This window comes from Lacrimispora brassicae, assembly GCF_054772055.1.
Genome location: NZ_BRYH01000008.1, coordinates 29,803 through 41,123 on the forward strand (window position 1 = coordinate 29,803; position 11,321 = coordinate 41,123).

The 11,321-nt window shown below is 41.9% G+C and carries 10 protein-coding genes; 7 read left to right on the forward strand and 3 right to left on the reverse strand.

Translation table 11 applies throughout. The features are described from left to right. Nucleotides 1-71: 71 nt before the first annotated feature. Genes ACYVD3_RS04975 through ACYVD3_RS04985 form a run of 3 tightly spaced genes read left to right on the forward strand, consistent with a single transcriptional unit; the run spans nt 72 to nt 2,320 of the window. On the forward strand, nt 72-842 hold the full coding sequence (locus tag ACYVD3_RS04975) for a ParA family protein (protein WP_460641407.1): 771 nt from the start codon (nt 72-74) through the stop codon (nt 840-842). Nucleotides 843-844: 2 nt separating this feature from the next. Continuing rightward, on the forward strand, nt 845-1,789 hold the full coding sequence (locus tag ACYVD3_RS04980) for a ParB/RepB/Spo0J family partition protein (RefSeq protein ID WP_460641408.1): 945 nt from the start codon (nt 845-847) through the stop codon (nt 1,787-1,789). A gap of 24 nt (nt 1,790-1,813) precedes the next feature. Further along, nucleotides 1,814-2,320: a DUF4446 family protein gene (locus ACYVD3_RS04985; RefSeq protein ID WP_460641409.1), complete on the forward strand. Its 507-nt coding sequence runs from the start codon at nt 1,814-1,816 to the stop codon at nt 2,318-2,320. Nucleotides 2,321-2,436: 116 nt separating this feature from the next. On the opposite strand, the gene coaW is transcribed toward ACYVD3_RS04985, so the two are convergent. Next, nucleotides 2,437-3,303 carry a type II pantothenate kinase gene (gene coaW / locus ACYVD3_RS04990; protein WP_460641410.1) on the reverse strand — a complete coding sequence of 289 codons (867 nt, stop codon included), beginning with the start codon at nt 3,301-3,303 and terminating at the stop codon, nt 2,437-2,439. 479 nt (nt 3,304-3,782) lie between these two features. On the opposite strand from coaW, the gene adhE reads away from it, so the two are divergent. The 4 genes from adhE (at nt 3,783) to ilvN (ending at nt 9,425) form a co-directional block, all read left to right on the forward strand. Next, the gene (adhE, locus tag ACYVD3_RS04995; RefSeq protein WP_460641547.1) at nt 3,783-6,398 is read left to right on the forward strand and encodes a bifunctional acetaldehyde-CoA/alcohol dehydrogenase; all 2,616 of its coding nucleotides are present in this window, start codon (nt 3,783-3,785) and stop codon (nt 6,396-6,398) included. Between the two features lie 134 nt (nt 6,399-6,532). Further along, nucleotides 6,533-7,111, forward strand: a complete 579-nt coding sequence (locus tag ACYVD3_RS05000; RefSeq protein ID WP_460641411.1) for a TetR/AcrR family transcriptional regulator — start codon at nt 6,533-6,535, stop codon at nt 7,109-7,111. Nucleotides 7,112-7,191: 80 nt separating this feature from the next. Then, nucleotides 7,192-8,928 carry a biosynthetic-type acetolactate synthase large subunit gene (ilvB, locus tag ACYVD3_RS05005; RefSeq protein ID WP_460641412.1) on the forward strand — a complete coding sequence of 579 codons (1,737 nt, stop codon included), beginning with the start codon at nt 7,192-7,194 and terminating at the stop codon, nt 8,926-8,928. Next, entirely contained in the window at nt 8,925-9,425 is a 501-nt protein-coding gene (gene ilvN, locus ACYVD3_RS05010; RefSeq protein ID WP_460641413.1) for an acetolactate synthase small subunit, read from the forward strand. The genes ilvB and ilvN overlap by 4 nt, the downstream gene beginning before the upstream one ends. 85 nt (nt 9,426-9,510) lie before the next feature. Here the strand turns inward: ilvN and nudC are convergent, their stop codons facing one another. Together nudC and ACYVD3_RS05020 are read right to left on the reverse strand one after the other, a co-directional pair. After that, on the reverse strand, nt 9,511-10,353 hold the full coding sequence (nudC, locus tag ACYVD3_RS05015; RefSeq protein WP_460641414.1) for an NAD(+) diphosphatase: 843 nt from the start codon (nt 10,351-10,353) through the stop codon (nt 9,511-9,513). Nucleotides 10,354-10,496: 143 nt separating this feature from the next. Beyond that, the gene (locus ACYVD3_RS05020) at nt 10,497-11,084 is read right to left on the reverse strand and encodes a biotin transporter BioY (RefSeq protein ID WP_460641415.1); all 588 of its coding nucleotides are present in this window, start codon (nt 11,082-11,084) and stop codon (nt 10,497-10,499) included. Nucleotides 11,085-11,321 lie beyond the last annotated feature (237 nt).

Here is an 11,321-nt window from a genome sequence, read left to right on the forward strand (position 1 = left end):
CAACCTTGAATTTATGGATCAACTGAATATGCTTGCATATCCCTTTGATTCATTAGGAGGCAAAATTAAAAATGGGAAGAATCATTGCGATAGCAAACCAGAAAGGCGGAGTCGGTAAAACGACTACTGCGATCAATTTATCTGCCTGTCTTGCGGAATCAAGGCAGCGGGTATTGGCTGTGGATTTTGATCCACAGGGAAATGAAACCAGCGGACTGGGAATTGAAAAAGGTTCCATTGAACGAACCGTATATGATCTGCTGGTAGGAGAGTGTGAAATTGAAGAATGTTTGATCACCAATGTTCAGGAAAATCTGGATTTGCTTCCTTCTGACGTGGATTTAGCGGGAGCAGAGATTGAATTATTGGAAATTGAAAACAAGGAAACACTCCTCAAAACATATCTTGAAAAAATCAAGAAACACTATGATTTTATTATCATAGATTGTCCTCCGTCATTGAATCTATTGACAATTAATGCCTTAACAGCCGCAAACACCGTATTAGTGCCAATTCAATGTGAATATTATGCGTTAGAGGGATTAAGCCAGGTATTGAAGACTGTGAATCTGGTGAAAAAGAAGTTAAATCCGGCCCTGGAGATGGAAGGTGTGGTTTTTACTATGTATGATGCCAGGACAAACCTTTCCCTGGAGGTCGTAGAAAGTGTTAAAAACAATTTAAATCAGAATATTTATAAAACTATTATACCCAGAAATGTCAGACTGGCAGAGGCTCCCAGCCATGGAATGCCGATTAATTTATATGATTCCAGATCAGCAGGAGCGGAAAGCTACCGGTTACTGGCGGCAGAAGTAATAAGCAGAGGAGAAGATATATAATTATGGCAAAGAGAACGGGTTTAGGAAAAGGTCTTGGAGCAATTTTTGGAGATGAAGTAATGGAATCTGCGGCAGAGGAACAGGAAATGAAAAAACATCCAAAGCCGGAACAATCCATGGGAAAAATAGAAACAGGAGAAGAGGAGCAGGACCGAGGAAAAGGGATGTTTCTCAAATTATCTTCCATTGAACCGAACCATCATCAGCCGAGAATGGACTTTCGGGAGGAGTCCCTCATGGAATTGGCGGAATCCATGAAAGAATATGGTGTTTTACAGCCCCTTTTGGTACAGAAAAAAGGGGATTTTTATGAAATTATTGCCGGTGAACGAAGATGGAGAGCCGCAAAACTGGCGGGCTTGAAAGAAGTACCTGTGGTGATCCGGGAATATACGAAGCAGCAGTCAATGGAGATTGCATTGATTGAAAACGTGCAGAGAGAGGATTTAAATCCCATTGAAGAAGCCAAGGCGTATCAAAGGTTGATGCAGGAATTCGGATTAAAGCAGGAAGAAATCGCAGCAAGGGTGGCAAAAAACAGGGTGACCATCACCAACAGCATGCGTTTATTAAAGTTGGAAAAAAGAGTCCAGGATATGCTGATTGAAAACCAGATCACAGGAGGACATGCCAGGGCGCTTCTGGCTATTGATGACCCGGAATTACAGTTTCAGATGGCTGGAAGAATCGTTGCTGAAAGCCTTAGCGTCCGTGAGGTTGAAAAGCTTGTTAAATCCATGTCAAAGAAAAGGGAACCAAAGGAAATAAAGGAAGAGGATGAGAGCATTTTTTTGATCTTCCGGGAATTGGAAGACCGGATGAAAACTGCCATGGGGACAAAGGTAAGCATTAACCGGAAAGACAGAAATAAAGGAAGAGTAGAAATTGAGTACTATTCCGAGGCAGAATTGGAAAGAATAGTAGAATTGATAGAATCCATAAGATAACATCATGGAAGCGAGGACGAAAGAATGGACAACAGTATATTGAATCAGTTATCGGTTGATCCTGCTTTTTTAATTATTGGATTAGCCGCACTAACCATAATATTACTGATCGTCGTAATCATATGTCTGGTTCAGATGAGAAAGCTGTACCGCAGATACGACTATTTTATGAGGGGAAAAGATGCGGAAACCCTGGAAGAGATTATTATGGAGCAAATGGAGGATATTGCGGAATTAAAAGCGGAAGACCGGGCCAATAAGGACTCCCTTCGCAATACCAACAAAAATTACAGAAGCGCTTTCCAGAAATTCGGACTTATAAAATATAATGCGTTTAAAGGGATGGGCGGAAACTTAAGTTTTGCAATGGCAATCCTTGATTATACAAATTCCGGTTTTGTTTTAAATTCTGTGCACAGCCGGGAAGGATGCTATGTTTACATTAAGGAAGTGGAAAGAGGAGAAACAGATGTTTTGCTGGGAAGCGAGGAAAGGGATGCTTTGGAGCAGGCATTGGGATATCATTCATAAAAAACCAGGTGCAGCTTTTGCTGTACCTGGTTTTTTAGATTTATAGAAACATCATGTTTCTATGTTTTAATCTGTGAAAAGCAGATAAAATCTTTTGAATTTAGTTTACAATAATTCTACAAAGGCTTTTTGCCTTCTGGGTATGGAATCTGCTTCATTTCCATATGGCATTCCTCTGTAAGGGCCGCTCCGATGGCAGTACCGTATTCCGCCTGATCCGGTATGATGAAATGGACGTGAAACATGGTTTCAAGAGACTGAAAAATTTCTTTGCACTGGGGAAATTTCGCAAGGTTTCCTGTCATGACAAAGTTGGTGATATTGCTGTTCAGGGAAGATAAGATAGCGGATTTTCCAATGACCTGAAGCACCATATTGATGATTCCCACGGCAATGTCTTCATCAGACACAAGACTGCGCACTTTACCGAAGTTAGAGGCTGTGGCGGAAAGAGGAAGGCCGGGAAGGGGAGTTTTTGAGATATCCTGTATCTGTAAATCAATGTTTCTTAAGTTCCCCCGGCTTGCCAGCTCCATGATCTGAGAGATATCCTGGGTCTTTAGCAGAAGGCTTGAAAGGCCCAGGATGGTCCCTCCGCCGATGCCTATTCCTCCGGTGTGAAGAATTTCATCTCCGTGTACCTGAACCAGAGAGGTTCCTGTTCCCATGCTCACAACGATCAGGTCATTCAGTCCCGTAAAGTATTGTCCTCCAAGACCATTGCAGATAAATTCGTCTACCTTATAAGTGGGGATTCCATATAAAGGCTGTTCTACGTAAGCACTGCCAACCCCAGTGATCATGATCTTTTCAATTTCATTCAACTGCATGCCGTTTTCATAAATGAATTTTCCAAGAGCCCCAAAGAGAGAGGCAATGGGGTTATCTGCTTTAACAAAAGTAGGAATTTTTAATTTATTATCCTGAAATCCTACAATTTTCGTGGTACTGCCTCCAAGATCAATTCCAATGGTAATTTTCATTATTCTCAAATCCCCTTATCCTTATATATAAAAACAATCTCATCTTGCCCTTAAAAGCGGCATTTGAGGTAACATAATCATATTTCAGCGTCAGATGATCTTATGATTCTAAGGCTTACTATATCATATATGATTAGTATTGCCAAGTTTTTAAATCCGTTCAAAGGCTCTGTGCAGGCCGTAAAATATAAAAATTTGTCAAAAATACGTTTTTTCTTTAAGAATAAAGCTTAAAGGAGATGCTCAGAATATATTTTATATGAAAAAAGCAGGAGCATGAGAAGAATTTTTGTATCGATTTTAAAAATATGAGATTTGAATAAAAAATAACCGGAACCTTGTATATTTTTGTGAGATATAATATTGACAAAAAAATAACGATATCATATAATGAAATCACAACAGATCGTTAAAAATATATCGATATAAAAATATCTATTTAAACCATTTAACTTTTTTAAAATTGGAGGAAATTCATGATGGCAAAGAAAGAAGAACAGGTAAAGGTTCCCCAGATCATTGATAGCGTAGAAGCCCTGATCGCCAAAATGGAAGCTATGAGAGAGGCTCAGAGAATATTTGCTACCTTCACCCAGGAACAGGTAGATAAGATCTTTTATGAAGCAGCAAGTGCTGCAAATAAGTTGAGAATTCCTCTGGCAAAAATGGCTGTACAGGAAACCGGCATGGGCGTTGTGGAAGATAAGGTTATTAAGAACAACTATGCTGCAGAATATATTTATAATACATTTAAGGACACCAGGACTTGCGGTGTGATTGAGGAAGATAAGGCATATGGCATTAAGAAGATTGCAGAGCCTATCGGTCTGGTTGCGGCGGTTATCCCTACCACAAACCCGACTTCAACGGCTATTTTCAAAACACTTATCAGCTTAAAGACAAGAAATGCCATTATGATTTCCCCACATCCCCGTGCAAAGAATTCTACCATTGCGGCTGCGAAGGTGGTTCTGGATGCTGCTGTCAAGGCAGGCGCACCGGAAGGGATCATCGGCTGGATCGACGTTCCTTCCCTGGAGCTGACCAATGAGGTCATGAGAAGTGCGGATATTATTCTGGCAACCGGCGGCCCAGGAATGGTGAAGGCAGCTTATTCTTCAGGAAAGCCGGCCCTTGGCGTTGGTGCGGGAAATACTCCTGTCATCATTGATGATACGGCAGATATTAAGATGGCAGTCAGCTCTATCATTCATTCCAAGACCTTTGACAATGGTATGATCTGCGCTTCCGAACAGTCTGTAACTGTTCTTGAAACTATTTATGATGCAGTTAAAAAAGAATTTGCAGCCAGAGGATGTTATTTCTTAAAGGGCGATGAATTAGATAAGGTTCGTAAAACCATTATCATCAACGGCGCGTTAAACGCCAAGATCGTAGGACAGAAGGCTTCAACTATAGCAAAGCTTGCAGGAATTCAAGTTCCGGAAGATGCAAAGATCCTGATCGGTGAGGTGGAGAACGTTCATATTGAAGAAGAATTTGCACATGAAAAGCTGTCTCCGGTTCTGGCTATGTATAAGGCCAAAACCTTTGATGAGGCCATTGAGAAGGCAGAACAGTTGGTTGCTGACGGTGGTTACGGACATACCTCTTCTCTCTATGTAAATGTAAATGAAAAGGAAAAGATGGAAAAGCACGCAGCGGCTATGAAGACCTGCCGTATTCTGGTAAATACCCCATCTTCCCACGGCGGCATCGGTGATATTTACAACTTTAAGCTTCAGCCATCCCTGACCTTAGGCTGCGGTTCCTGGGGCGGAAACTCTGTTTCTGAAAACGTGGGAGTAAAGCATTTACTGAATATTAAGACCGTTGCTGAGAGGAGAGAGAACATGCTGTGGTTCAGAAATCCGGATAAGGTTTACTTTAAAAAAGGCTGTATGCCCGTGGCACTTAGCGAATTAAAGGATGTTTATAATAAAAAGAGAGCATTCGTAGTAACAGACTCCTTCCTTTACATGAACGGTTATACAAAACCGATTACAGATAAATTAGATGAAATGGGCATCGTTTATACGGTATTTTCCGATGTTCAGCCAGACCCCACCCTGGCCAATGCCCAGGCAGGTGCGGCAGCTATGAAGGCATTCCAGCCGGATACCATTATTGCCTTAGGCGGGGGTTCTGCCATGGACGCAGCCAAGATCATGTGGGTTATGTATGAGCATCCTGAAGTGGATTTTAAGGATATGGCCATGCGCTTTATGGATATCCGTAAGAGAGTCTACACATTCCCTAAAATGGGTGAAAAGGCTTACTTTGTGGCCATCCCCACATCTTCCGGTACCGGTTCAGAGGTAACCTCATTTGCGGTTATTACTGACCAGGAAACAGGCGTAAAATATCCTCTTGCAGACTATGAATTAATGCCGGATATGGCTATTGTCGATGCAGACAATATGATGAGCCAGCCAAGGGGCCTTACAAGCGCTTCCGGTATCGACGTTATGACTCATGCGTTGGAGGCTTATGCTTCTGTGATGGCTTCCGATTATACCGATGGTCTTGCACTTAAGGCCATGAAAAATGTATTTGAGTACCTGCCTACGGCATACAATGACGGAACTAACGTAAAGGCAAGATGTAAGATGGCAGATGCTTCCTGCATGGCTGGTATGGCATTTAACAACGCATTTTTAGGGGTATGCCATTCCATGGCTCATAAATTAGGCGCTTATCATCACCTTCCCCACGGTGTGGCAAATGCCCTGCTGATCACCTTGGTCATGGACTTCAATGCTTGTGAAGTACCGACTAAAATGGGAACCTTCCCACAGTATGAGTATCCTCATACCCTTGCAAGATATGCAGAGTGCGCACGTTTCTGCGGCCTGGAAGGTAAGGATGATGGGGAACTGCTTAAGAAATTCATCGTTAAGATCGAGGAATTAAAGAAGGCAGTGGGCATCAAGACGACTATTAAGGAATATGGCATTGATGAGAAGTGCTTCCTGGATACTCTGGATGAAATGGTTGAAAATGCATTTGATGACCAGTGTACAGGTGCTAATCCAAGATATCCTCTTATGAGCGAGATCAAGGAAATGTATTTAAAGGCTTACTATGGTAAATAAGTTTAAATAGGTGGCAAAAGGCCGTACCCGAATTGCGGGGCGGCCTTTTGTTGTATTCAGGATTATATCTTGACAAACCTTATGGTACCATGTAAAATCACATGAAAGCATGTACTTGCATGGAGGTGATAAAAATGGATAATACAAGTCAAAAGATTATAGATGCTACTATGAGTCTGATCAGGGATAAAGGATTTGTAGCTACTACCACAAAGGACATTGCAAAATTGGCCGGTGTGAATGAATGCACTCTTTTCAGAAAATTCAAGAGTAAAAAGGATATTGCATTAAAGGGTTTGGAACAAGAGAAATGGAGGGGGAATGTTTCTCCAGAGATTTTTCAAGATGTTGTCTGGGAATTGCAGCCGGATTTAGAAATGTTTATGAATGCTTATATGGAAAAAATCACGCCGGATTTTGTGAAGCTATCCATTGGATTGCGTGCGCCTCAGATTTATGAAGAGGTGGCTCCGGGAATTATGAAGATTCCCCAGGCGTTTGTTTCTTCATTGACCGAATATTTTAGAAATATGGAGAAAAAGGGGAAGCTTCCTCATTTGGATTTTGAATGCTTAGCGGTGACCATATTTTCCGCTACATTTGGATATACATTTCTGAATGCTTCTTTTGAAGATAAATTATCAAAAATAGATAAAAATAATTTTATTAAAAAGAGTGTGGAAATGTTTATCAATGGAATCTCTCAATTATAGAAAAATTGGCAAAGTTTATTTTAAGCTGAGCCTGAAAATAAAAATTATGCGTTCATACGCATACAGAGGAGGTCTATTTTATGCTGATATCTGGTGCTGAATTATTTGTAAAGGCTTTAAAGTCAGAGCAGGTTGATACCCTGTTCGCCTATCCGGGTGGGCAGGCAATAGATTTATTTGATGCCCTGTATGGGATCGATGGTATTGACGTAATTCTGCCGCGCCATGAACAGGGATTGGTCCATGCAGCAGACGGATATGCCCGCTCTACAGGAAAAGCAGGGGTCTGTCTTGTAACAAGTGGGCCGGGCGCCACGAACCTTGTTACGGGAATTGCTACGGCAAATTATGACAGTGTTCCTTTGGTATGCTTTACAGGACAAGTGCCGACAAATCTGATAGGGAATGATGCATTTCAAGAAGTTGATATTGTTGGCATTACCAGAAGCATTTGCAAATATGCTGTGACCGTACGAAAAAGGGAAGATCTGGGGATTGTTATTAAAAAAGCCTTTTATATTGCTAAAACAGGGAAGCCGGGGGTTGTTCTGGTCGATCTTCCCAAGGATATTCAAAGGGAATTAGGAAGTGATCTGTATCCTGAAACGGTGGAGATCCGGGGATATAAACCAAATACTTCGGTTCATATGGGGCAGATTAAAAAGGCAGTGGAGCTGTTAAACCAGGCGAAGAAGCCGATTTTTCTCATTGGCGGAGGGGTGAACATCGCACATGCCGGTAAGGAGATGACAAGACTTGCTGAACTGACAGGAATACCTGTCGTTACGACCATTATGGGAAAAGGAGCCATTCCAACCTCCCATGAATTGTATGTAGGGAATATTGGAATACATGGAAGCTTTGCAGCCAATTCCGCCATAAGTGAATGTGATATCTTATTCTCCATTGGTACAAGATTTAATGACCGTATTACAGGAAAAATAGGAGAATTTTCCAACCATTCAACTATTATCCATATTGATATTGATTCTGCTTCTATTTCAAGAAATATCGGAGTTGATATCCCCATTGTGGCTGACGCTAAAAATGCAATTTCTATCTTGCTTGAAAAGGCCGGTCCTTTGCACATTGAGGACTGGATCAGCCAGATTGGCATTTGGAAAAAACATTTTCCCATTAAAATGGAACCATCCGGTATGACGCCGGAAATGATCATCCAGGCTATTAATCAGACCTTTGACCAAGCGGTGATTGCCACTGATGTAGGGCAAAATCAGCTATGGGCCACTCAGTTTCTTGACCTTAACGAACATAGGCAAATGCTCACCTCCGGAGGATTAGGCACCATGGGCTATGGTTTCCCGGCAGCAATTGGAGCGAAATTAGGAAACCCCCAAAAGGATGTAATTGTTATTTCTGGTGATGGCGGTATGCAGATGAATATTCAGGAAATGGCAACCGCAGTTGTATATGAACTGCCTGTTATAATTTGTGTTTTCAACAATGGTTATTTGGGTAATGTCAGACAATGGCAGGAGATGTTTTATAATAAACGGTATTCCTTAACCTGCCTGCGTTATCGAAGGCACTGTTCCACTTCATGTAATGCTCCAGATGGAAAATGTCCGGAGTATACCCCGGATTTCGTAAAGCTTGCGGAAAGCTATGGGGCAAAGGGGATCCGTGTTACAAAGGCTGATGAGATCAAAACAGCTTTTCAAGAAGCCAGGAAAAATCAGAAAACGCCTACCCTTATTGAATTTATTATTGAACGGGAAACCAATGTTATGCCTATTGTACCGCCGGGGAATCCGCTTAGTGATATGATTTTAGAAAGTGAGGAAAATGAAGTATGAAAAAGAGGTGGATCAGTCTGTTTGTAGAGAATGATATAGGGGTTCTGGCTCGTATATCCGGATTATTTTCAGGAAAATCCTATAACCTTAATAGCCTTACGGTCGGCATAACGGAAGATGAAACCATTTCCCGTATGACAATTAGTCTAACCAGTGATGATATGACATTTGAACAGGTAAAAAAGCAGCTTAACCGCAGTGTGGAAGTTATCAAAGTAATAGATTTTACCGATGTTCCCATTCATTTAAAAGAGCTTATGTTCATTAAAGTCAATAACTGCACCAGTCAGGACATGACAGAGATTTTCAGGATTGCACGGGTTTTTGATATAAAGGTCATTGATTATAATCCTGGGACTGCTTTGATTGAAAGCGTTCAGACAGAAGAAAGGAATAACGATCTGGCAGTTCTTTTAAAGAATTGCTTTATAAACAGAGTTGAAATTGTAAGGGGAGGCAGTGTTGGAATTGAAGCAATAAATATATCTGAGAGATAGACTGATATCATTGAAGAAAGACACCGGAACACGGTAGCTGGTCGCTGCCGTGTTCCGGTGTCTTTTTTCGTTAAAATGTTCCTTTTTATGTCACCTTCCCATGTTTAAAAAGAAGGATCATCTCATGGGTCAGACTTAAATTAGTGAAGTCGTCAGGGATATCCTCCGGAGCCATCCATTCTGCTGTGGATAACTCTGTTTCATCCAGACAGACTTGTGGAGAGCCATCCAGTTCGGCCCAGTATCCAACTAAAATGGAATCGCTGAACCCCCATGGCTGGTTTTTGTAATATCGTATGTTTTTAACCCGGAGTCCTACTTCCTCCAGGACCTCCCGGTTTACCGTCTCTTCCAGGGTTTCGCCGAATTCCGTATAGCCTGCAACCAGGGCGTACCGGGTGTATTCCCTTCCTGCATATTTGGTCAGCAGAAGCTTTCCATTGTGAATGACGGCTACGATGACAGCGGGGGAAATCTTAGGGTAAACGGTGTTTCCGCAGGAAGAGCAGACCATGGACCGTTCTTTTTTGCTTTTCATCATGGGGGAGCCACAGCAGCCGCAGAAACGGCTGGAACTGTAGAACCGGTGAAGCTGCATGGCGGAAACAGCGGCAAAGGACACCCACATGGGCTTTAGATCCCTTATGACACCGGTTTGATAAAAGGTCAGGGAGTCAGTTTCTTCCAGAGATATCCTGGCTTCATCTACAAGAAAGAAATCCATGTGGTCAATGGAAAACAGGTAGTCGGAGCTGGACATGGCTTCCTCACCCAGACTTTTTAAGTCTTCAAATTGAGGGATTTTTCTGGAATTATTTTTATCCAGAAGGAGACGGCCATCCTGGAAGTAAAGAAAATAACTGTCTGTTTTTGGTGTTTTTATTTCAAATTCGTTATGGAACACGTGGGGAAAAATATCCTGAATCATATGTGAAAAACCTTCTTCTTGATTATTTGCTATTAAGGCATATGAAGTTATTTTAAGTTCCAAAGCCTTTCCTGTCAAGCCATAAGGAAATGGTTGAAAATAAAAAGGCCGGCGCTTATGGAAGCGCCGGCCTTGATTGTCTGTCATTGCCGTAAAACGGCCTTTCGTACAGGAATTCCGATGATTACAGCAATTACCGTAAGGATGATGTCCTTGGGAATGAATGCCACTATGGAATAGGAGAATACGCCCAGGACCGACATATCCCCGGATAATGCCGCCCATTGAAGTCCTCCGATGGTTTCATCCACCAGGGTTCCGAGAATGGGGAGCAGGAATATAAGGACCGTGTTTAAGTACTTATTGCCGGTTTTCGGCCTGATGCCGCAGAGGAGGACCATAATGAGCCAGCCCCATATGTAACCGCCTGTAAGCCCCAGTAAGAATTGGATGCCTCCCCGGAAGTTTGAAAAGACCGGCAGACCTACGGCTCCTAAGAGGATGTAAATAAGAGTTGCTAAAAATCCAAGCCTCCATCCCAATACAGTTCCTATAAGAGCCACTCCGAAGATCTGGATGGTAATGGGAATTCCGGTGGGCATGGGAATGGATATTTGGGAAATCACCGCAAGGACAGCCGCAAACATTCCGGCCAAAACCAGGTCCTTTGTTGAAATCCGGCGTTTGGCAGCGGATGAGGTCTTTGCTTGAAAGGATTTTGCTATATTCATGAAATCATACTCCCTTATCGTAAGATTAATTCTACTGGAATGATAACATATGCAAAAATGATTGTCAACCAATAATTGATATTAGGTTAACAATCGGAAAATGGTTTCAAAACAAAATAGATAAAAACAGGGAAAAATAACCAATCTGTAACCATCGGTATATATACTGAATAAAAGGAAAATACAGCCTTTTTGCTTATTAATAGATTTTAACCTGAAGATGGAACAAATAAAGGA

Excerpts from the sequence above, each read along its gene's own strand:
- nudC (WP_460641414.1), bottom strand. The coding sequence starts at position 10,353 with ATGATTCAGGATATTTTTCCCCACGTGTTCCATAACGAATTTGAAATA.
- adhE (WP_460641547.1), top strand. The coding sequence starts at position 3,783 with ATGGCAAAGAAAGAAGAACAGGTAAAGGTTCCCCAGATCATTGATAGC.
- ilvB (WP_460641412.1), top strand. The coding sequence starts at position 7,192 with ATGCTGATATCTGGTGCTGAATTATTTGTAAAGGCTTTAAAGTCAGAG.
- ACYVD3_RS05020 (WP_460641415.1), bottom strand. The coding sequence starts at position 11,084 with ATGAATATAGCAAAATCCTTTCAAGCAAAGACCTCATCCGCTGCCAAA.
- ACYVD3_RS05000 (WP_460641411.1), top strand. The coding sequence starts at position 6,533 with ATGGATAATACAAGTCAAAAGATTATAGATGCTACTATGAGTCTGATC.
- ACYVD3_RS04975 (WP_460641407.1), top strand. The coding sequence starts at position 72 with ATGGGAAGAATCATTGCGATAGCAAACCAGAAAGGCGGAGTCGGTAAA.
- ACYVD3_RS04980 (WP_460641408.1), top strand. The coding sequence starts at position 845 with ATGGCAAAGAGAACGGGTTTAGGAAAAGGTCTTGGAGCAATTTTTGGA.
- ilvN (WP_460641413.1), top strand. The coding sequence starts at position 8,925 with ATGAAAAAGAGGTGGATCAGTCTGTTTGTAGAGAATGATATAGGGGTT.
- ACYVD3_RS04985 (WP_460641409.1), top strand. The coding sequence starts at position 1,814 with ATGGACAACAGTATATTGAATCAGTTATCGGTTGATCCTGCTTTTTTA.
- coaW (WP_460641410.1), bottom strand. The coding sequence starts at position 3,303 with ATGAAAATTACCATTGGAATTGATCTTGGAGGCAGTACCACGAAAATT.